The following is a 20,463-nucleotide window of genomic DNA, read 5'->3' as shown; positions in this document are numbered from 1 at the left end:
GAGCCAATATTCGTTGACTCGGGGTCGGTCGGCGGGATCGGATCTTGCACCGTCGCAACACATCGGGCTATGGTTTAGGAATCAATTTCGGACAGTTGTCCATTCAGATAGGTCCTCGGCGACTGATGCTGAGCGCATTTGGTGGGAGTGGGTAATGGCCCTGATGGCCGACGGCGCGAGTGCACTGTTCATCGACGGAAAATTTTCTGAAGGCAATGCGGGTACCTTCCCGACGGTCAATCCGGCCACCGAGGAGGCGCTGGGGGTCGCGGCGGACGCCGACGCTCAGGACATGAGCCGCGCCATTGAGGCGGCGCGACGCGCCTTCGATGACACCGACTGGTCGCGTAACACCGAATTGAGGGTGCGGTGCGTACGTCAGTTGCGCGGGGCGATGCAGCAGCACACCGAAGAACTCCGAGAGTTGACGATTGCCGAGGTCGGCGCGCCGCGGATGCTCACCTCGATGGCGCAGTTGGAAGGTCCGGTCAACGACCTCGCGTTCGCGGCGGACACGGCCGAAAGCTATGTCTGGAAACGGGATTTGGGCGAGGCCGCGCCGATGGGGATTCCGACCCGCCGCACCATCGCCCGGGAGGCGGTCGGCGTCGTCGGCGCCATCACCCCGTGGAACTTCCCGCACCAGATCAATCTCGCCAAGCTGGGTCCGGCACTGGCGGCCGGCAATACTGTTGTGTTGAAACCCGCACCCGACACCCCTTGGTGTGCAGCGGTACTCGGCGAGCTCATTGCCGAGCACACCGACTTTCCGCCCGGCGTGGTCAACATCGTCACCTCCAGCGATCACAGCGTCGGCGCGTTGCTGGCCAAAGATCCTCGGGTCGATATGATTTCGTTCACCGGATCCACCGTCACCGGCCGTAGTGTGATGAGCGATTCCGCCGCCACCATCAAAAAGGTTTTTCTGGAGTTGGGCGGGAAGTCGGCGTTCGTCGTGCTCGACGACGCCGATCTGGCCGGCGCATGCGCGATGGCGGGGTTCACCGCGTCCATGCATGCTGGGCAGGGCTGTGCCATCACCACCCGACTGGTGGTGCCGCGCGCACGCTACGACGAAGCCGTCGCGAGCGCGGCGGGAACCATGTCCGGGATCAAGCCGGGTGATCCGACCGATCCCGGAACCGTCTGCGGCCCGGTGATTTCAGCGCGGCAGCGGGACCGGGTGCAGGGATACCTCGATTCCGCGGTCGCGGAGGGAGGTACCTTCGCCTGCGGTGGTGGTCGCCCGGCGGGACGAGACGTGGGCTTTTTCATCGAGCCGACGGTGATCGCGGGTCTCGGTAACGAGGCCCGGGTGGCCCGCGAGGAGATTTTCGGGCCGGTGCTCACCGTGATCGCCCACGACGGCGATGAGGACGCCCTGCGCATCGCCAACGACTCGCCATATGGCTTGTCGGGAACGGTGTTCAGTGCGGACCCGGACCGGGCCGCCAGGTTTGCCTCGAGGATGCGGGTAGGCACGGTCAACGTCAACGGGGGTGTCTGGTATTCGGCGGACGCGCCGTTCGGCGGATACAAGCAGTCCGGCAACGGACGGGAGATGGGCCTGGCCGGCTTCGAAGAGTATCTGGAAATCAAAACCATTGCGACAGCTGCTGATTAAAGGGAGCTCACGGTGCGATTCAAAGAGAAGGTAGCCATCGTCACCGGATCCGGCGGCGGCATCGGTCAGGCGTACGCGGAGGCGCTGGCCCGGGAGGGTGCGGCAGTCGTCGTCGCTGACATCAACGCCGAGGCGGCGCAGGCCGTGGCCAAGCAGATCGTCGCCGACGGCGGAACGGCCATCAGCATTCCCGTCGACGTGTCCGATCCCGCGTCGGCCAAGGCGATGGCGGATCGCACCCTGGCCGAGTTCGGCGGGATCGACTGCCTGGTCAACAACGCGGCGATCTTCGGGGGCATGAAACTTGACTTCCTACTCACCGTGGATCCGGAGTACTACAAGAAATTCATGAGCGTGAACCTCGATGGGGCGTTGTGGTGCACTCGTGCGGTTTACCAGAAGATGGCCAAGCGCGGTGGCGGGGCAATCGTCAACCAGTCGTCCACGGCGGCATGGCTGTATGCCAACTTCTACGGTCTGGCCAAGGTCGGCATCAACGGCCTCACTCAACAACTTTCGCGGGAGCTGGGTGGCCAGAACATCCGGATCAACGCGATCGCGCCCGGGCCCATCGACACCGAGGCCAACCGGACGACGACACCCAAGGAGATCATCGAAGACATCGTCAAGGGACTTCCATTGTCGCGCATGGGAACACCCGATGACCTGGTAGGCATGTGCCTGTTCCTGCTGAGCGATCAGGCATCCTGGATCACCGGGCAGATCTTCAACGTCGACGGTGGACAGATTTTCCGATCATGAATGACTTGTTGACGCTCGGTTGTGTCGGCCTGGGCAACATGGGCGCCGCGATGGCCAAGAAGATGACCGAATGGCCGGGCGGGATAACCGTTTACGACATCCGACCAGAGGCGATGACACCGTTGGTTGAAAAGGGCGCCAACCCGGCCGACAGCGTGGCCGACGTCGCCGCCGCTGACATCATCCACATCACCGTGCTCAACGACGCCCAGGTGCGGAAGGTCGTCGGCGAGCTGGCCGCCAACGCCAACCCCGGCACGGTCATTGCAATTCACTCCACCATCAGCGACACCACCGCTGTCGAGCTGGCAGCCGAACTCAAACCGCGAGGCATCCATATTGTTGACGCGCCGGTGAGCGGTGGCGCCGCCGCGGCAGCCAAGGGTGAGCTCGCAACCATGGTGGGCGCCGAGCGCGAGGTTTACGAGCGGATCAAGCCAGCGTTCAAGCATTGGGCGTCGATGGTCATCCACGCTGGTGAGCCGGGTGCGGGAACGCGAATGAAGTTGGCCCGCAATATGTTGACGTTCACCTCGTACGTGGCCGCGTGTGAAGCGATGAAGCTGGCCGAGGCGGCCGGCCTGGACCTGCAGGCGCTGGGACGAGTGGTGCGCCACACCGATGCGCTCACCGGCGGCCCAGGCGCGATCATGGTGCGCGAGGACATGAACGATCTGGATCCGGAGAACTTCCTGTACCAGCCGTTCCTGCACACCCGCGGACTGGGCGAGAAGGATCTGAGTCTGGCTCTAGCCTTGGGCGAGTCATTATCGGTGGACCTGCCGTTGGCGGAGGTCGCGCTCGAGCGTTTGGCTGCCGGCCTTGGGGTACCGCACGACGAGCAGGAGGACGCGTGATGGACGAACTGCGCCGAAGGGGCCTCGAGAAGATGAACGAGGTCTACGGCTGGGAGATGCCCAATACCGAGGGCGACCCCTACTTCGATCTGACGGTCGACCACCTGTTCGGGTCCATCTGGTCCCGACCGGGACTCTCGATGCGGGACAAGCGCATCATGACGCTGACCGCAGTCACCGCCATCGGCAATCGCGACCTGGCGGAGATCCAGATCAACGCCGCGCTGCTGAACGAGGAGCTCAGCGAGAGCGATTTGAAGGAAATGGCGCTGTTCCTCACGCACTATCTCGGGTTCCCTCTGGGGTCAGCCCTCAACGGCGCGGTAGACACCGTCGTGGCCAGACGCAAGAGGGCGGCGGCCAAGGGTGCGGCGGAAGACAAGAAAGCCAACGTCGAGCGCGCGCTCAAGATGAACTCCGGCGGCGACTAGGTCAGGTTCGCCGGCTGGCGGGCTGGGTCCACGCGCACACCACACCCGTTGGTGGCAGTCGGATTGAATGTTTCCTGACATTGCTCTCGTCGTGCGCGCGCAGGTGTTTTAAGGTTCCACCCGGCGAAACAGGTAGCAGATTGCTGCAGAGCTCAGGAAGTGGAGACCTCAGTGGGTCATACGATTGAAAAGACTTTTCGATTCGATGCCGGCCATCGATCGTTGGGTTTCAATTACAAGAAAGAGGAAACGATCCACGGGCATACCTGGCAATTGAAGCTGATACTAGAGTTCAAAGGCGAGTTGGACCGGATGAAAACCGTCTTTGACACCAATGATCTAGCGTTAATAGTCAAGCCCGTCATCGATGACTTGGACCACTCGTTCATCATCTGGGACAAGGATCCAATATTCGATGAGTTCCTCAAAGTCTGTGAACTCGCTGATATAGCGGACAAGGTCTACACGGTGGATTTCAACCCCACCATCGAAGGCCTCGTGCAGCACATTTACGAGCGAATAAGCGGCCGGCTACAACTCGACGGCTGCGCACTCAGACGAGCGGAACTGCACTGCGCCTCGACACTCAACGCTAGTTATGGGCTGGATTAACCGAAGGGAAGCCAACTATGCCCTACACCATCAAACAAACTATCCGGCTTGAAATGGGCCACCGCACCTGGACGCACGATATGCGCACGAGCCGCGGTGGCAGTGAGCTTTACACGTCGGATTTGGTGGCGAACAAGTGCGCGAATCTGCACGGTCACACGATATTCGTCTCGGTAACGCTGGTCGGTGACACCCTCGATGAGCAGTATTTCCTGCTCGACACCGACTTGCTGGTAAATGCGTTTCGGCCGATACTCGACGAGATGGACCACGCGTTCGTGATCGATCGGAGTGACCCGCTCTACGACGATATCGCTGCGGTCGCCAAAAAAGGCGGGCTCAAGTTGTGCACCGTGGACTTCTCACCTACTTTCGAAGCGCTGGTTCGGCACCTCTATGACCGTCTGCAATCGGTCATCGATGAGAACCAGCTGGCCGACCAACTCCGCATCGCCGAGATGAAGTTGCTCGGCGAACAAACGGTCGAGGCCACCTACTGCGGCGGATAGGCTCAGGGCGCGGCCGGACGTTGCGTCTTTCGCCAGCGCTCGTTGCCCGTGCTCTAGGACAACCCGTGAAACCTGCTGTTGCGGTGTTGCGGCTAGTGTGACCTGTCGTGCGCGTCCTGGTGATCGGCTCCGGTGCCCGTGAACATGCCCTCTTGCTGGCGCTCAGCAGAGACCCGCAGGTCACGGGATTGGTCATCGCGCCTGGCAACGCGGGCACCGCTCGGCTGGCCGAGCAACGCGACGTCGACGTCACCTCTACTGACCAGGTCGTCGCCCTGGCGCGCACGGTCGAGGCCGACCTCGTTGTCATCGGTCCGGAGGTGCCGCTCGTACTTGGGGTGGCCGACGCCCTGCGTGCCGCCGGCATCGTCTGTTTCGGACCCGGCAGGGACGCGGCGCGTATCGAAGGTTCGAAAGCCTTCGCCAAAGAAGTCATGGCCGCAGCCGGGGTCCGCACCGCGGCCAGTGAAATCGTGGACAACCCGGCGCATCTGGATGCGGCGCTCGATCGGTTCGGGCCGCCGTCCGGTGACCCGGCCTGGGTGGTCAAGGACGACTCGCTGGCCGCCGGCAAGGGCGTGGTGGTCACCGCGGATCGCGGCGCCGCCCGCGCCCATGCCGCCGGCCTGCTCGAATCGGGTCATCCGGTGCTGCTGGAATCGTTCCTGGACGGCCCCGAGGTTTCATTGTTCTGCGTGCTCGACGGCGCGACTGTGGTGCCGTTGCTACCGGCGCAGGACTTCAAGCGGGTCGGTGACGGCGACGCCGGTCCCAACACCGGCGGGATGGGCGCATATGCGCCGCTGTCGTGGCTGCCCGACGACGTCTACCGGGAGATCGTCGAGCGGGTCGTCGAACCCGTTGCGGCCGAACTCGTTCGGCGCGGCAGCCCGTTCTGTGGACTGCTCTACGCCGGCCTCGCGATCACGTCGAACGGGCCGGCGGTGATCGAATTCAACTGCCGCTTCGGCGATCCGGAGACACAAGCGGTTCTGGCCCTGCTGGAATCCCCGCTGGGCCAGCTACTGCACGCCGCCGGAAGCGGAAAGCTGGCCGACTTCGAACAGTTGCGCTGGCGGGACGGCTCCGCCGTCGCGGTGGTGCTGGCGGCCGAGAACTATCCCGGAAGGCCCCGGGTGGGCGACGTCATCGTCGGCTCCGAGGCGGAGGGTGTCCTGCACGCCGGCACCGCCCGCCGTAACGACGGAGCGATCATCTCCTCCGGCGGCCGGGTGCTGTCGGTCGTTGGTACCGGTGCCGACCTGTCCGAAGCACGCGCCCACGCATACGAGATACTGGGCTCGATCCGGTTGCCAGGCGGGCATTTTCGCACCGACATCGGCCAGCGTGCGGCCGAGGGGAAGATTCGCCTGTAGCAGCGCGGCCGCCTACTGCTGATATTGCGGACAGTAGACGGTGATCGCCGCATTGACTCCCGCGGCGGCCTGCGCGGGGGTGATGGTGTTGTTGCCGTTCACCGTTGCCTGAACGGAATCGTTGGGTGTTGCGCCGTTCTGCAGGCTCGCGCACACGGCGCGGCCGGTCGCGGCTGCGGTGGCGGGATCGGTGACCGTGAGACCGGGGATGGCGGACACCATATTGACGAAGGTCTGGTCCGGGTCGGGCGGCCGCTCTGGCGATGGATGCGCTTGCGCGGCGGGCACTTTCGGCACCGGAGCGGCCGGTGCGGAAACAGCGGCGGGGACCGACGCGCGAGGCGGCCCGGAGACAGAACCGGGGGGCGGTGCGGGGGACGGCGGTGCCGGCGCGTCGCTGGGCGGTGGCGCCACCGACGGCGGTGGCGGCGCGTCGCTGGGCGGTGGCGCCGCGGCCACCTGAGGCGGCGCCGCAGCCGCAGTAGGTGCGCGAACCTCCGAGCCGTTCCCCACCTGGTAGTCACCGGCACCGACACCGGCGAGCGCGATCGTTGTTGCTGCGGCCGCAAAGATCCGCCATCGCCGGCGTTGCGGTATCGCGGTGTCCGCTGCGCCCGGTGCCGCAGGCGTGGGGGTCCTGACCGCTACCGGTCTGGGCATGGTCCACACCGAATTCGTGTCTTGAGCTGTCGCATGCGCCGCCCGTGCGAAAGCTTCGGCGAATTGGCTGCAGCGGGCGAATCGCTCGGCCGGATCCTTCGCGAGCGCAATGGCGAAAACCGGGTCGAAAGCCTTGAGGGCCGGCTGGATGTCCGCCAGCTTCGGCGGCGGCGCGCTGAGGTGGCGGCTGATCACCACGGCAGGGTTGGTGTGCGGGAACAGGGTCGTTCCCGTCAGCAGATGGTAGGCGGTGGCCGCCAGCGCGTATTGGTCGGCGCGACCGTCGATCGGCTCATCCGTCAATTGCTCAGGTGCGGCATAGGGAAACGTGCCGATCATCATGTTCGTCGCGGTCAGGCCGCCGGTATCGCCGATGTTCCGCGCTATGCCGAAGTCGCCCAACAAGATCCGCTGCTCACTGGTCCCTGGATGGGAAATCAGGATGTTCGCCGGACCCACATCGCGGTGCAGAACATCATGGTGCAGATGTGCGTAATCGAGCGCGGTTGCGATCGCCTCGACAATGGCGGCCGTCTGCTTTACCGGCATGCCCGCCGGATAGTGGTCCCGCAACAAGGTCGCCGCATCGGTTCCGTCGACGAAGTCCATCGAAATCCACAGCTGTCCGTTGAACTCGCCACGGTCGTTGACGCGAACGATATTCGGGTGCCACAGCCCGGCCGCCAGGTCCGCCTCTCTGACAAAGCGCTGGCGATATGCGTCATCGGCAGATATGTCGTCGTTCAGGATCTTAAGCGCCTCGCGGCGCGGCAGTCGTGGATGCCGGGCGAGATACACCTCGCCCATTCCGCCGCGGCCGAGCAGCCGGTCGATTGTGTACCCGGCGAACACATCTCCGGCATTCACACCGATGCCGGCCCCGTCAGTAGATGAGCCGATCATTGCACCATCCATTACAGGAATGCCGGGCGCAGCCCCGGCGCTAGCCCGCAATCACTCCCGTAAGTTTACCCAGTGCGTTGCCCTGAAGTCACCTGCCGTTTCCTATGAGTTTACCTTTAGTTCATCTTGCCGGGGCGCCGCCTAGTGCGAGTATTGCGGGCAGTAGACCGTGATGGCGGCGTTGACGCCCGCGGCAGCCTGAGCGGGGGTGAGGCTCGAGTTGTTCCTCATCGTCGCCTGGACTGAGTCATTGGGGCTTCCGCCGTTTTGCATGCTCTTACAGATCGCGCGGCCGGTGGCGGCGGCTGTGGCGGGGTCGGTGACGGTGAGTCCTGGAATGCCGGTCAACGTATTGACGAACGTCTGGTCCGGGTCAGTGGGCCGTTGCGGTCGTTGTGGTGCGGGCGTTTTGGGATGCAGTGCGGCGGGGACTGGCGCACGAGGCACAACGGGCGCAGGGGCGGGGACTGGCGCACGAGGCACAACGGGCGCAGGGGCCGGGACCGCCGCCGGGGCGTCCTTCGGTGGCGGCGCCAACGTCGCGGCCGCATAAGAGTGTGCCGGCTGCGGGGATGCCGTGGGCCGACCGACGACGGGATTGTGGTCGGCGGCGCCGAGCGCGGCGAGGGCGGTCACCGCTGCAGTAGCCACGAGGCGCCAGCGGCTGCGATGGGGTGTAGCGGCGGACGCGGCGGCCGCCTTCGGGTGCTCGGGTGTCCTGATCGTGACGGCTCTGGGCATGGTGCAGACCGAATTGGTCTCTGCTTCGCCGCAGCGGGCGGTGCGAACGAAGGCGTCGGCGAAGTCACTGCATCGGATGTATCGCTCGGCCGGGTTCTTGGCCAGGGCCTTCGCGAACACCGGGTCGAAGCCCTGCAGGGCGGGGCGGGTGTCGGCCAGTGCCGGAGGGGGTGTGCTGAGGTGGCGGCTGATGACGGCGGCGGGGTTGGTGTGCGGGAAGAGGGTGGACCCGGTGAGCAGGTGGTAGGCGGTGGCCGCCAGCGCGTACTGGTCGGCGCGTCCGTCGATTGGTTCGTCTGTCAGCTGTTCGGGGGCGGCGTAAGGGAAAGTGCCGATGGTCATGTTCGTCGCGGTCAGGCCACCCACGTCATCGATGCTGCGCGCTATCCCGAAATCGGCCAGCAAGATCCGCTGTTCGGCGGTGCCCGGGGCGGCAAGCAGGATGTTCGCCGGGCTGACATCGCGGTGCAGGACCTCGTGATGCCGATGGGCGTGGTCGAGCGCGCTCGCGATTGCCATGACGATGGCGGCTACCTGGTTCGCGGGCAGGCCGGCCGGATACCGTTTGCGCAGCAAGCTCGCGGCGTCGGTTCCGTCGACGAAGTCCATCGACAGCCACAGCTGACCGCTGAACTCGCCACGGTCATTGATGCGCACGATGTTCGGATGCCACAGTGCGGCAGCCACATCCGCCTCTTTGATGAAGCGCTTGCGATACGCCGTGTCGACGGAAATGTCCTTGTTCAGGATCTTCAGCGCCTCGCGGCGCGGCAGGCGAGGATGCCGGGCGAGGTACACCTGACCCATTCCGCCTCGGCCGAGCAGGCGGTCAATTGTGTAGCCGGCGAACACATCTCCGGCATTCAAACCGATTCCGTTCCCCTCATCAACTGAGCGGGTCATCGCACCGTCCGTTATCACAATGGTGAGCGCCGCATCGGCACCGCCTCGAATGCACGCTTGAGTCTACGCGGCGTTGTGCCGCCAATTCACTCATGATTTCCTGTGAGCTTGCCGTCAAGTGATCTTCGCGGCAGCGGGTCTCACCCGACTGCAGCCTGCCCATCGCGGCGTGGGTCGCTCGCCGCGAGGTACCCGTCCTCCAGCCGCCAGATCGCCTGGCAGCTGCCGAAGGCACTGTAGTCGTCCACGCTGAGCAGGTCGTGCCCACGCTGGCGCAAGTCGTCGAGCGTCGCCGGTGGAAACCCGTTCTCGCAGGCCACCTGCATGCCGTCCAGCCAGCGAAAGCGTGGGCCGTCGCAAGCCGTTTGCGGATTCTGACCATAGTCGACGATGCGGACCAGCACCTGTACATGTCCCTGCGGCTGCATCGGACCGCCCATCACCCCGAAACTCGCAACCGGTGCCCCGTCCTTTGTCACAAAGCCCGGGATTATCGTGTGATAGGGCCGCTTGTTGGGTCCGACCTGATTTGGATGACCGGGCGTCGCAACGAAATTCGATCCTCTATTCTGCAGCGCGATGCCGGTGCCCGGCACCACCACTCCCGAACCGAAGCCCATGTAGTTCGATTGAATCATCGACACCATCATCCCCGCTGCATCCGCTGCGGTCAGGTAAACCGTTCCACCCCTGGGCGTTCCGGCCGAGGCCGGAATCGCCCGCTTGCGATCGATCAGCGCGGCCCGCTGCCTCACATACTCGCGGTCGAGGAGTTGGGCAGGCTCGACCGTCATGTAGTCGATGTCCGCGACGTAGGCCTGCGCATCGGCGAACGCCAACTTCAACGCCTCGATCTGCAGATGCACACTGTCGGCGGAATCGACTGCCAGCGACGACAAGTCGAAATGCTCCAGGATTCCCAGCGCAATAAGCGCCACGATACCGTGACCGTTCGGCGGAATCTCGTGAACGGTGTAGCCGCGGTAATCACCCGCGATCGTGTCAACCCAATCGGCCCGGTGCGCGGCCAGGTCGGTGGCTCGCAGCACGCCGCCGTTGGAGCTGGCATGCGCCTCCATCCGCTCGGCCAGTGTGCCGCGGTAGAACTCCTCGCCACCGGATGATGCGATCTGCTCGAGCGTCGCCGCTTGCTCGGGCAGCATGAACAGCTCCCCGGCCCTGGGGGCGCGCCCACCCGGCAGGAATGCGGCGGCGAAACCCGGCTGGGCTGCGAACACCGGAACCTGCGCTTCCCACTGCGCGGCGACGGTCGGCGAGACGAGAAAACCGTTGCGGGCGTAGGAGATAGCGGGATCGAACAGCCTCTCGAAAGGCAGTTTGCCAAATCCGGCATGTAACTGCGTCCAGGACGACACGGCCCCGGGCACCGTGACGGAATTCCAGCCGACGGCCGGAACCCCTTCATCGCCGAAGTATTGCGGGGTCCAAGCCGCGGGAGAGCGACCCGAGGCGTTGAGGCCGTGCAGTTGCGCGCCGTCCCAGACGATGGCGAAGGCATCCGACCCGATTCCGTTGGACACCGGTTCGACGACGGTGAGCGTGATCGCGGTGGCGATCGCCGCGTCGACCGCGTTCCCGCCGGCGGTGAGCATCGTCATCCCGGCCTGAGCGGCCAGCGGTTGGGAGGTGCATACGACGTTGGCGCCCAGCATGGGCGTGCGTGGCCAGCTGTAGGGGAAATCCCAGCCGAATGGTGTGCTCACCAGGGGAGCGTAACGGCCTACAAGGCCGCCGGGCGCAGTCTTGAAGAGCGGCGGCGAACGCTACGCCGTGAGGATCGGAGCCATCCACGTCAACTCGGCCGGCAGTTGTGAGCTCCAGAAGCCGCCGTCGTGACCGCCCGGTGAGAAACCACCCGCAGGAGGATTCGGCAGCTGAGCGATGAATTGCTTGGTGGCCGAGTAGAAGGGGTCGCTGTCGCCGCAATCGATCCTGATCGGGATGGAACCCAACGCCGGCATGCCCCAGACCGAGTTGGCCGCATAGTCCTCAGGCCCGTCGAACGCGCCCGGCGCGGCGGCACCGGCTGACGTCCACAGCGCGGGACTGACGGCGCAGATTGCCGCGGTGCGCCCCGCGCCGAGGCGGCCTCCGAGCAACAACGCCCCATAGCCACCCATCGACCAACCCAGGAATCCGACCCGCGAGGTGTCCACATCGTGGCCACCCAGCATCGGGATCAGTTCGTCCAGCACCATCGCACCGGCGTCATCGCCGGACGCGCGCTTGTGCCAATATCCGCCGCCACCGTCGACGGCGACCACCGCAAACGGCGGCAACCCGGCATCGACGGCTTGCGCCAGACCTTGCTCGACCCCGCCGGCCATCACGGTCGCCGCGTCGTTGCCTTTGCCGTGCAGAGCGATGACGGGGCGCAGTGGCCTGGTCTGACCCGGCGGCCGCGCGATCGCCCAGCTGGTCGATATCCCGCCCCGGGCAGCCGATACGAACGAGCCCGTCACCATGGTCGGCGCGGCCTGGGCCGGGGGTGCGGGATCCTGTGGTCGTGCCGGCGCCAATGGAACGTTTGTCCCAGTCCAGGAAGCCGGCGCGGCTCCCGAGGTTCGGGGCTGAAACAGCACGTCGAGCGCATATGCGCCGCCCGCGCCGCATGCCGCGGCAGCGCCGAGACGCAGCACGGCGCGGCGGCTGATGTCTGGCATGCGGGCCATCATGCCATGTTCGTTTCGCGAAAATGGCAATGCAGTACCACTTTGGCTGGCAGCATGGGTGGGCGTGACAGCAGCAGTTACTCCCAAGGGGGAACGTCGGCGGTATGCGTTGGTGAGCGCTGCCGCCGAGCTGCTCGGCGAGGGTGGGTTCGAAGCGGTGCGCCATCGTGCGGTTGCCCGGCGAGCCGGCCTGCCATTGGCGTCTACTACCTATTACTTCTCGTCGCTCGACGATCTGATCGCCCGCGCGGTCGAACATATCGGGATGATCGAGGTGGCGCAGCTGCGGGCCCGGGTCAATGGCCTGTCCCGACGGCGCCGCGGGCCCGAGACCACCGCTGAGGTGCTGGTCGATCTGCTGGTGGGGGACGTATCCGGACCTGGGCTCGCTGAGCAGCTGATATCCCGGTACGAACGCCACATCGCGTGTACCCGCCTACCCGCCTTGCGGGAGAGCATGCGGCGCAGCTTGCGGCAGCGGGCCGAGGCGGTCGCTGAGGCCATCGAGAGGTCGGGACGGTTGGTCCAGATTGAATTGGTGTGCACCCTGATCTGCGCCGTCGACGGATCAGTGGTCTCCGCGCTGGTCGAAGGACGGGATCCGCGCGCCGCCGCGATGGCGACCGTCATCGATTTGATCGAGGTGCTGGCGCCCGTCGATCAACCGCCCGCACACGTGGTGAGCACGTCTGCGGGCAACGACGGCGTGGCGATATAGCCGGTCGCCGCGTCACCGTAGATCGTGATGTGGTCGGGGCGGCGCTGCGCATACAGCGCCACATACGCGCAGACCACGGCATCCACCGGATCTTCGGCGCGCCGCAGGTCGCTTTTGCGTCCGGCGGCCAATACCGATTCGCGCAGTCGGACCCATTCGGGGTGGTCACGCACGTGTAGCGGTACTGGCGCCTCGGCCAGCGTCTCGATGAGATCCATCAGTCGCAGCAGCTCCGACCTGAGCTGGCTGACGTCGCGGCCGGGCTTGGCCTTGTACTTCAGGGTGCGGGGCAGCCGGAACAGCGCCACCGTCGCGGCGTGCGGATACACCTCGAGTGCGCGCCGGGTGACCCCTGCGTACGGATCGAGGCTGAGGTTCAGCGCGTACGCGAGGCGTGCGGCTCGCGGTCCGTCGGCGAATTCCGGTTTGCCGGTGTTGGCCGGATGCGCGCCGGCTTCGAATCTCCGGAAATCCCGATTGAGCGCGGACTCCGCCGGACGTTGACCGGCCGGATTGGTCACCACCAGCGGCGCGTCGAAGCCAACCACGCAGTCGCCACGCGTGGCGGGGCGCAGGGCCGCGAGCACGTCGTCGTCGGAGCGGGCGGCGCCCACGCGGACGAGCGCACCCTCTTCGTCCACGACGGCAACTCCGGTCGGGTTGCGCCCCGCCCAGGCCAGGTCGACGCCGGCGAAGTACATCAAGGCATCATGTCACTTCCGCACCGTCGATCTCTGCCGGGAGCGCGCCGCGCTGTGCCCGCCTGAAGGCGACACCCATACTTTGTCGCTGTGAGACGGGCAGCGTGTGGGCCGCCTGATCGGGGGGCTGCTGTGCCAGTTGAGATGTGGCCGGTCGACGATGGGCCCGTCCTCGGACCGACCGTAAGCTGTGTGTTCGTGAGCATTCCCAACGTGCTGGCCAGCCGGTACTCAAGCGCCGAGATGGTGGCGATCTGGTCGCCCGAGGCCAAGGTGATGGCCGAACGGCGGCTGTGGTTGGCGGTGCTTCGCGCGCAGGCGGGACTCGGGGTGGACGTGCCAAAACAAGCCATCGCCGACTACGAGCGGGTGCTGGACAACGTCGATCTGGCATCGATCGCGGCGCGCGAGCGGGTGCTGCGCCACGACGTCAAGGCCCGCATCGAAGAATTCAACGCACTGGCCGGCCATGAGCACGTGCACAAAGGGATGACCAGCCGCGACCTGACGGAAAACGTGGAGCAGTTGCAGATCCGGCAGTCGCTGGAGCTGGTCTTCGCCCATGGAGTGGCGGTGGTTGCACGCCTTGCCGAGCGCGCGGTCGGCTACCGCGACGTGGTGATGGCCGGGCGCAGCCACAACGTCGCCGCCCAGGCCACCACCCTGGGCAAGCGGTTCGCCTCGGCCGCGCAGGAGACGCTGATCGCTTTGACCAGGCTGCGGGAGCTGATCGACCGCTACCCGCTGCGCGGCATCAAGGGCCCGATGGGCACCGCGCAGGACATGCTCGATCTGCTCGACGGCGATGCGGCCAAACTGGCTGCGCTCGAGCAGCAGGTGGCCGAATTTCTGGGATTCGCAACGGTATTGCACAGCGTCGGGCAGGTATATCCGCGTTCGCTGGACCACGACGTGATCTCCGCGTTGGTCCAGCTGGGCGCGGGACCGTCGTCGCTGGCCCACACCATCCGGTTGATGGCCGGGCACGAGCTGGTCACCGAGGGGTTCGCCGAAGGTCAGGTCGGCTCGTCGGCGATGCCGCACAAGATGAACACCCGCAGCTGCGAACGGGTCAACGGGCTGCAGGTGGTGCTGCGTGGCTACGCCTCGATGGCCGCCGAACTGGCCGGCGCGCAGTGGAACGAGGGCGACGTCTTCTGCTCTGTGGTGCGTCGAGTTGCGTTGCCGGACAGCTTCTTTGCCATCGACGGGCAGATCGAGACGTTCCTGACGGTGCTCGACGAGTTCGGCGCGTACCCGGCGGTGATCCAGCGCGAGCTGGACCGCTATCTGCCGTTCCTGGCGACCACCAAGGTTCTGATCGCGGCCGTGCGCGCTGGTGTGGGCCGCGAGTCCGCGCACCACGTGATCCGCGAGCACGCGGTGGCCACCGCGCTGGCCATGCGGGAACGCGGCGCCGAGCCCGATCTGCTGGACCGGTTGGCCGCCGACGAGCGGCTGCCGCTGGACCGGGAGGCGCTCGACGCCGCACTGGCCGACAAGGAGGCCTTCGTCGGCGCGGCCGGTGACCAGGTCGACGAGGTGGCCGCCCAGGTCGACGAACTGGTGAGCCGCCATCCGGAGGCGGCCAAGTACACGCCGGAGGCCATCCTGTGACTCTTGGCGTTGCCAGCATCGATTTCACCGATCTGGACAACTTCGCCAACGGGTTCCCGCACGAGTTGTTCGCTGTCCACCGCCGCCAGGCGCCGGTGTTCTGGCACGAACCCACCGACAACACCCCCGATGGCGAAGGCTTCTGGTCGGTGGCCACCCACGCCGAAACCCTTGAGGTATTGCGTGATCCGGTGACTTATTCCTCGGTCACCGGCGGCACCCGCCCGTTCGGTGGCACCCTGCTGCAGGATCTGGCCATCGCGGGTCAAGTGCTCAACATGATGGACGACCCCCGGCACTCGCAGATCCGGCGGCTGGTCAGCTCCGGACTCACAGCACGGATGGTTCGCCGGGTCGAGGACGATCTGCGGACCCGGGCGCGTCGCCTGCTAAATGACGTGGTGCCGGGGCAGCCGTTCGACTTCCTGGTCGACATCGCCGCCGAGCTGCCGATGCAGATGATCTGCATTCTGCTGGGAGTGCCTGAGAGCGAACGGCATTGGCTCTTCGAGGCTATCGAACCGCAATTCGACTTCGGTGGCTCGCGCAAGGCGGCGCTGTCGCAGCTGTCGATCTTGGGGAAAGCCGAGGCGGCCGGGTCGCGGATGTTCAGCTACGGGCAGGAGTTGATCGCCGCCAAGCGCGCCCACCCCACCGACGACATGTTGTCGGTGGTCGCCAACGCCACGGTCGACGAGGGCGAATCGCAAGCGTTGTCCGACCTCGAGGTGTACCTGTTCTTCAGTCTGCTGTTCAGCGCCGGGGCCGAAACGACGCGCAATGCGGTCGCCGGCGGGTTGTTGGCGCTGGCCCAGCATCCGGACCAAATGCAGGCGCTGCGTTCCGATTTCACGTTGTTGCCGACAGCGATCGAGGAGATCATTCGGTGGACCTCGCCGTCACCCTCCAAGCGGCGCACCGCCACCCGCGACGTCACCCTCGGCGGCCACTCGATCGCGGCGGGCCAGAAAGTGCAGATCTGGGAAGGCTCGGCCAATCGCGATGACACTGTCTTCGAGCGCGCGGCACAGTTCGACATCACCCGTAAACCTAATCCGCACTTGGGATTCGGTCAGGGAGTGCATTACTGCCTGGGTGCCAACCTGGCCCGGCTGGAGCTCCGGGTGCTCTACGAGGAACTGCTGTCGCGGTTCGGCGCCGTTGCACTGGTGCAGCCACCGGAGTGGACGCGCAGCAACCGGCACACCGGCATCCGGCATCTGGTCGTGGAACTGCACGAGGGTAAGTGAGGCCGCCGCCCGACGTGTTCGCCGCCGTCATGGCGACCGGAATATTGTCGATTGCGCGTGGGTGACCGCCACACTGTGGATACCACCGCTGATCCACTTCGGCCTGCAAAGGATCAGCCGCGACCCGGCAGCCTGCAGTTCGCCGGAGTGTGGTGGGCCATGGTCTTCCCCCTCGGCATGTACTCCGCGGCCACGGCCGCGATTGCGGCCGAACTGCCCAATCCGGCGCTGGGCAACCGTCTCGCTGGTGTTCTTCTGGGTCGCGCCGACGGCATGGGTGATCGTCGTCGTGTGGGGGCTGTTGAAGCTGCGCAGCCCGGCGTAGCCGGCGCTACTGGTCAGGGCATCCGTAACCTGATGCCCGCGGCCCGCAGTTCCAGTGCGGCCAACCCCCGGATCACCATCGGGTCCTCGTGACGCCACCCGCCGACCGGGTCGGCGCTTACCGCCGCCAGTTTGGCAGGCGAGCGGTTGGCTAACGCGCGCAGCGCCAACAGTTGCTGTCCGGATGCGGTCGCCGCCAACGCGGTCACCACCCACTTGCGCCGAAAGAACCGCCACCGCAGCAGCAGCCACGGCACGGTCACCGCGAGAATCGGCGGCGACGCGACCGCCAGTGCCAGCACCCAGGCCAGCCAGCTCGCCGTGTAATCGAGGTTGTGGCCCGCGCCCGCCACATCCAGGGCCGCCTGGCTGGCGGCGTCCAAAGGCTTACCGAGCGCATCACCCAACAGCGGGACGTTGTGCGCACCGCGCCCCGCCGAGGCCAGATTGTTGGCCAGATCCTTCGAACCGGTTTCGACTTGACGGCCCGCCTCGGCGATGGTCGCGATCGCATCATGCACGGCGATACCGACGAACACCCAGATCGCCGTCCACAGCGAAATGGTGATATCGCTGATCAGTTGACCGAAGAGGCGGAAAGGTCGGGTGGAGTAGGGCAGGTACCTCGTCATAACAGTGATACCAGCACAGCTCACCCCGGAATGGGTCCGGCGCGCCCGATAGGCTGACCCGATGCGACCCCCATTGTCGGATTACCAGCATCTGGCCAGCGGCAAGGTTCGCGAGATCTACGGTGTCGATGACGATCACCTGCTGTTGGTCGCCACCGACCGGATCTCCGCGTACGACTTCATCCTGGACAGCACGATTCCGGACAAGGGCCGCATCCTGACCGCGATGAGCGTGTTCTTCTTCGGACTCGTGGACGCCTCGAATCATCTGGCCGGACCACCCGATGACCCGCGTATCCCCGAGGAGGTACTCGGCCGCGCGCTCGTCGTACATCGGCTGAAGATGCTCGAGGTGGAGTGCGTGGCCCGCGGTTACCTGACCGGTTCGGGGTTGCTCGACTATCAGGCGACCGGAAAGGTCTGCGGTATCGCGTTGCCTCCTGGCTTGGTCGAGGCCAGCAAGTTTGCCGAGCCCTTGTTCACCCCGGCGACCAAAGCGGAGCTCGGCAGCCATGACGAGAACATCTCCTTCCAGCGGGTGATCGAACTGGTCGGCGCAGTGGTGGCCAACCAGCTCCGTGACCGCACCCTGCAGATTTACGTGCAGGCCGCCGACCACGCCCTGACCAGAGGAATCATCATCGCCGATACCAAGTTTGAATTCGGCACGGATCGAAACGGCAATCTCCTGCTGGCCGACGAGATCTTCACGCCCGACTCCTCGCGCTACTGGCCGGCCGACGAATACCGGCCCGGGGTGGTGCAGAACAGCTTCGACAAGCAGTTCGTCCGCAACTGGCTCACCAGCCCCGAATCCGGCTGGGACCGTCATGGCACCGAACCTCCACCACCACTGCCCGACGGCATCATCGATGCTACCCGCGAGCGTTACATCGATGCCTACGAACGGATTTCGGGCCTGAGCTTCGGCGACTGGATCGGTGCATGACGAGCGAGTCGGTGCCACCCACGGCCAAACGCGTGGAGACACGCCGCGAACATCACGGCGACGTCTTCATCGACCCGTATGAGTGGTTGCGGGACAAGGACAGTCCCGAGGTCATCGGCCACCTCGAGGCCGAGAACGATTACACGGACCGCACTACCGCTCATCTCGAGCCGCTGCGGCAACAGATCTTCGACGAGATCAAGTCGCGCACCAAGGAGACCGACCTGTCGGTGCCGACCCGGCGCGGTGCGTGGTGGTATTACGCCCGCACCTTCGAGGGAAAGCAGTACGGCGTCCACTGCCGTTGCCCTGTCAGCGATCCCGATGATTGGAGCCCGCCGCAGTTCGACGAGCACACGGAAATTCCGGGTGAACAGATACTGCTCGACGAGAACGCCGAAGCTGAAGGTCACGACTTCTTCGCCCTCGGAGCGGCCAGCGTCAGTATCGATGCCAATCTGCTGGCCTACTCCGTCGATATCAAAGGCGACGAACGATACACGTTGCGGTTCAAGGATTTACGCACCGCCGAGCGCTATCCCGACGAGATCAGGGACATCGGCGCGGGAGCGACCTGGGCGGCCGACAACCGCACCGTCTACTACAGCACGGTGGACGAGGCTTGGCGTCCCGACACGGTGTGGCGGTACCGACTCGGTTCCGGCGGATCACCGGAGCAGGTCTATCACGAACCCGACGAGCGGTTCTGGCTGGGCGTGGGCCGCACCCGCAGCAACGCCTACATGCTGATCGCAGCCGGATCGTCGGTCACCTCGGAGGTGCGTTACGCCGACGCCGCCGATCCCGACGCTCAGTTCAGGGTGGTGCTCCCGCGTCGTGAAGGCGTCGAGTACTCCTTAGAGCACGCGGTGGTGGGGGACCATGAGCGGTTCTTGATCCTGCACAACGACGACGCGGTGAACTTCACACTGGTAGAGGCGCCGGTGGCCGATCCGACGCAGCAACGCCTGCTGATCGCGCACCGCGACGACGTGCGCCTCGATGGCGTGGACGCGTTCGCCGACCACCTGGTGGTCAGCTATCGGCGAGCAGCGCTCCCGCGAATTCAACTGTGGCCGTTCGGTTCTGACGGCAATTACGCTGATCCGCAGGAGATCTCGTTCGACTCCGAGCTGATGTCGGCCGGACTGGGGGCCAACCCGAACTGGCGCTCTCCGAAGCTGCGGGTGGGAGCCGGATCCTTCGTCACGCCGGCCCGGATCTACGACATGGACCTGACCACGGGCGAGCGCACCCTGCTCAAGGAGCAGCCGGTGCTGGGCGGTTACCGCCGTGAGGACTACGTGGAGCGGCGCGACTGGGCCCAGGCAGCGGACGGCGCCCGGGTACCCATCTCCATCGTCTTCAAGGCGGGCACCGAATTCCCGGCACCTGCATTGATTTACGGTTACGGCGCCTACGAGATCTGTGAGGATCCAAGGTTTTCCATCGCCCGGCTGTCCCTGCTGGACCGGGGCATGGTGTTCGTGATCGCCCATGTCCGAGGCGGTGGCGAGATGGGCCGGTTATGGTATGAGCACGGCAAGCTGCTGGAGAAGAAAAACACGTTCACCGACTTCATCGCGGTGGCAGAGCATCTCGTCGACACGGGGCTGACCAGTCCGCAGCAGTTGGTGGCACTGGGGGGCAGCGCCGGCGGGCTCCTCATGGGCGCGGTGGCCAACATGGCGCCGGAACTGTTCGCCGGCATCCTGGCGCAGGTGCCGTTCGTCGACCCATTGACCACCATCCTGAATCCGTCGCTGCCGCTGACCGTCACCGAGTGGGACGAATGGGGAAACCCGTTGGCCGACAGCGACGTATACGCTTACATGAAGTCCTACTCGCCGTACGAGAATGTCGAGGCCAAGAACTATCCCGCGATCCTGGCGATGACGTCGCTGAATGACACTCGGGTCTACTACGTCGAACCCGCCAAGTGGGTCGCCGCGTTGCGGCACGCCAACACCGACGGCAGCCCGGTGCTGTTGAAGACCCAGATGAACGCCGGGCACGGTGGCATCAGCGGGCGCTATGAACGGTGGAAGGAAACCGCTTTTCAGTACTCGTGGTTGCTGGCCGCCGCCGGTTGTGGCAGCGGCGCAGGGCGGGGCAAATAGTCGTCGGGGCTCAGCTCCTGCGCCAGAAGCCGGAAAGCTGCTTGCCAATGTTAAAGCCACCCGAATTGAACTCGCCCGAGT

At 65.5% G+C, this 20,463-nt stretch carries 18 protein-coding genes and 1 pseudogene; 13 read left to right on the top strand and 6 right to left on the bottom strand.

Features of this window, described 5'->3' with window-relative positions:
- The first annotated feature begins 154 nt into the window (after window positions 1-154).
- The 7 genes from ACX9NE_RS10605 (at window position 155) to purD (ending at window position 6,171) form a co-directional block, all read left to right on the top strand.
- Window positions 155-1,624 (top strand): aldehyde dehydrogenase, encoded by a 1,470-nt coding sequence (locus ACX9NE_RS10605; protein WP_459361858.1) that lies wholly within the window; start codon window positions 155-157, stop codon window positions 1,622-1,624.
- Window positions 1,625-1,636: 12 nt separating this feature from the next.
- On the top strand, window positions 1,637-2,386 hold the full coding sequence (locus ACX9NE_RS10600; RefSeq protein ID WP_459361860.1) for an SDR family oxidoreductase: 750 nt from the start codon (window positions 1,637-1,639) through the stop codon (window positions 2,384-2,386).
- On the top strand, window positions 2,383-3,243 hold the full coding sequence (locus ACX9NE_RS10595) for an NAD(P)-dependent oxidoreductase (protein ID WP_459361861.1): 861 nt from the start codon (window positions 2,383-2,385) through the stop codon (window positions 3,241-3,243). Before ACX9NE_RS10600 ends, ACX9NE_RS10595 begins: the two co-directional genes overlap by 4 nt.
- Entirely contained in the window at window positions 3,243-3,674 is a 432-nt protein-coding gene (locus ACX9NE_RS10590; RefSeq protein WP_459361862.1) for a carboxymuconolactone decarboxylase family protein, read from the top strand. Before ACX9NE_RS10595 ends, ACX9NE_RS10590 begins: the two co-directional genes overlap by 1 nt.
- Window positions 3,675-3,845: 171 nt before the next feature.
- Window positions 3,846-4,286 carry a 6-pyruvoyl trahydropterin synthase family protein gene (locus ACX9NE_RS10585; protein ID WP_459361863.1) on the top strand — a complete coding sequence of 147 codons (441 nt, stop codon included), beginning with the start codon at window positions 3,846-3,848 and terminating at the stop codon, window positions 4,284-4,286.
- 17 nt (window positions 4,287-4,303) lie between these two features.
- Window positions 4,304-4,795, top strand: a complete 492-nt coding sequence (locus ACX9NE_RS10580; protein ID WP_459361864.1) for a 6-pyruvoyl trahydropterin synthase family protein — start codon at window positions 4,304-4,306, stop codon at window positions 4,793-4,795.
- A 107-nt stretch (window positions 4,796-4,902) separates the two neighbouring features.
- Window positions 4,903-6,171: a phosphoribosylamine--glycine ligase gene (purD, locus tag ACX9NE_RS10575; RefSeq protein WP_459361865.1), complete on the top strand. Its 1,269-nt coding sequence runs from the start codon at window positions 4,903-4,905 to the stop codon at window positions 6,169-6,171.
- Window positions 6,172-6,183: 12 nt separating this feature from the next.
- On the opposite strand, the gene ACX9NE_RS10570 is transcribed toward purD, so the two are convergent.
- From ACX9NE_RS10570 to ACX9NE_RS10555, 4 genes are all read right to left on the bottom strand, one after another.
- Window positions 6,184-7,734 (bottom strand): serine/threonine-protein kinase, encoded by a 1,551-nt coding sequence (locus tag ACX9NE_RS10570; protein ID WP_459361866.1) that lies wholly within the window; start codon window positions 7,732-7,734, stop codon window positions 6,184-6,186.
- A gap of 141 nt (window positions 7,735-7,875) precedes the next feature.
- Entirely contained in the window at window positions 7,876-9,378 is a 1,503-nt protein-coding gene (locus ACX9NE_RS10565) for a serine/threonine-protein kinase (protein WP_459361867.1), read from the bottom strand.
- Window positions 9,379-9,518: 140 nt separating this feature from the next.
- Window positions 9,519-11,102, bottom strand: coding sequence for a gamma-glutamyltransferase (gene ggt / locus ACX9NE_RS10560; RefSeq protein ID WP_459361868.1), 1,584 nt, complete (start codon window positions 11,100-11,102; stop codon window positions 9,519-9,521).
- Window positions 11,103-11,162: 60 nt separating this feature from the next.
- The gene (locus ACX9NE_RS10555; RefSeq protein WP_459361906.1) at window positions 11,163-12,074 is read right to left on the bottom strand and encodes an alpha/beta hydrolase; all 912 of its coding nucleotides are present in this window, start codon (window positions 12,072-12,074) and stop codon (window positions 11,163-11,165) included.
- A 55-nt stretch (window positions 12,075-12,129) separates the two neighbouring features.
- Here ACX9NE_RS10555 and ACX9NE_RS10550 point away from each other — a divergent pair, with 55 nt between their 5' ends.
- Window positions 12,130-12,789: a TetR/AcrR family transcriptional regulator gene (locus ACX9NE_RS10550; protein WP_459361869.1), complete on the top strand. Its 660-nt coding sequence runs from the start codon at window positions 12,130-12,132 to the stop codon at window positions 12,787-12,789.
- Here ACX9NE_RS10550 and ACX9NE_RS10545 read toward each other — a convergent pair.
- Window positions 12,732-13,490 carry a DUF429 domain-containing protein gene (locus ACX9NE_RS10545; RefSeq protein ID WP_459361870.1) on the bottom strand — a complete coding sequence of 253 codons (759 nt, stop codon included), beginning with the start codon at window positions 13,488-13,490 and terminating at the stop codon, window positions 12,732-12,734. The two genes, ACX9NE_RS10550 and ACX9NE_RS10545, sit on opposite strands and share 58 nt — an antisense overlap.
- 198 nt (window positions 13,491-13,688) lie before the next feature.
- On the opposite strand from ACX9NE_RS10545, the gene purB reads away from it, so the two are divergent.
- The 3 genes from purB (at window position 13,689) to ACX9NE_RS10530 (ending at window position 16,774) form a co-directional block, all read left to right on the top strand.
- On the top strand, window positions 13,689-15,107 hold the full coding sequence (gene purB / locus ACX9NE_RS10540) for an adenylosuccinate lyase (RefSeq protein ID WP_459361871.1): 1,419 nt from the start codon (window positions 13,689-13,691) through the stop codon (window positions 15,105-15,107).
- Complete coding sequence (locus ACX9NE_RS10535) at window positions 15,104-16,357, top strand: cytochrome P450 (protein WP_459361873.1); 1,254 nt, start codon at window positions 15,104-15,106, stop codon at window positions 16,355-16,357. Before purB ends, ACX9NE_RS10535 begins: the two co-directional genes overlap by 4 nt.
- Window positions 16,358-16,516: 159 nt before the next feature.
- Complete coding sequence (locus tag ACX9NE_RS10530; RefSeq protein WP_459377725.1) at window positions 16,517-16,774, top strand: hypothetical protein; 258 nt, start codon at window positions 16,517-16,519, stop codon at window positions 16,772-16,774.
- Here ACX9NE_RS10530 and ACX9NE_RS10525 read toward each other — a convergent pair.
- Window positions 16,696-17,313 carry a hypothetical protein gene (locus ACX9NE_RS10525; RefSeq protein WP_459361875.1) on the bottom strand — a complete coding sequence of 206 codons (618 nt, stop codon included), beginning with the start codon at window positions 17,311-17,313 and terminating at the stop codon, window positions 16,696-16,698. The genes ACX9NE_RS10530 and ACX9NE_RS10525 overlap by 79 nt on opposite strands.
- A gap of 61 nt (window positions 17,314-17,374) precedes the next feature.
- Here ACX9NE_RS10525 and ACX9NE_RS10520 point away from each other — a divergent pair, with 61 nt between their 5' ends.
- Together ACX9NE_RS10520 and ACX9NE_RS10515 are read left to right on the top strand one after the other, a co-directional pair.
- Window positions 17,375-18,262, top strand: a complete 888-nt coding sequence (locus ACX9NE_RS10520) for a phosphoribosylaminoimidazolesuccinocarboxamide synthase (protein ID WP_459361877.1) — start codon at window positions 17,375-17,377, stop codon at window positions 18,260-18,262.
- Window positions 18,259-20,463: pseudogene (locus tag ACX9NE_RS10515) on the top strand (S9 family peptidase); the annotation flags it as partial. The gene ACX9NE_RS10520 and the pseudogene ACX9NE_RS10515, both read left to right, overlap by 4 nt.

This window comes from Mycobacterium sp. ML4, assembly GCF_054515735.1.
This window is presented reverse-complemented; position numbering and strand designations above follow the sequence as displayed.

Coding starts and splice junctions, on each gene's coding strand:
- ACX9NE_RS10555 (WP_459361906.1), bottom strand. CDS start 12,074: ATGATGGCCCGCATGCCAGACATCAGCCGCCGCGCCGTGCTGCGTCTC.
- ACX9NE_RS10605 (WP_459361858.1), top strand. CDS start 155: ATGGCCCTGATGGCCGACGGCGCGAGTGCACTGTTCATCGACGGAAAA.
- ACX9NE_RS10525 (WP_459361875.1), bottom strand. CDS start 17,313: ATGACGAGGTACCTGCCCTACTCCACCCGACCTTTCCGCCTCTTCGGT.
- ACX9NE_RS10530 (WP_459377725.1), top strand. CDS start 16,517: ATGGTCTTCCCCCTCGGCATGTACTCCGCGGCCACGGCCGCGATTGCG.
- ACX9NE_RS10565 (WP_459361867.1), bottom strand. CDS start 9,378: ATGACCCGCTCAGTTGATGAGGGGAACGGAATCGGTTTGAATGCCGGA.
- ACX9NE_RS10545 (WP_459361870.1), bottom strand. CDS start 13,490: ATGTACTTCGCCGGCGTCGACCTGGCCTGGGCGGGGCGCAACCCGACC.
- ACX9NE_RS10595 (WP_459361861.1), top strand. CDS start 2,383: ATGAATGACTTGTTGACGCTCGGTTGTGTCGGCCTGGGCAACATGGGC.
- ACX9NE_RS10570 (WP_459361866.1), bottom strand. CDS start 7,734: ATGATCGGCTCATCTACTGACGGGGCCGGCATCGGTGTGAATGCCGGA.
- ACX9NE_RS10590 (WP_459361862.1), top strand. CDS start 3,243: ATGGACGAACTGCGCCGAAGGGGCCTCGAGAAGATGAACGAGGTCTAC.
- ACX9NE_RS10580 (WP_459361864.1), top strand. CDS start 4,304: ATGCCCTACACCATCAAACAAACTATCCGGCTTGAAATGGGCCACCGC.
- ACX9NE_RS10520 (WP_459361877.1), top strand. CDS start 17,375: ATGCGACCCCCATTGTCGGATTACCAGCATCTGGCCAGCGGCAAGGTT.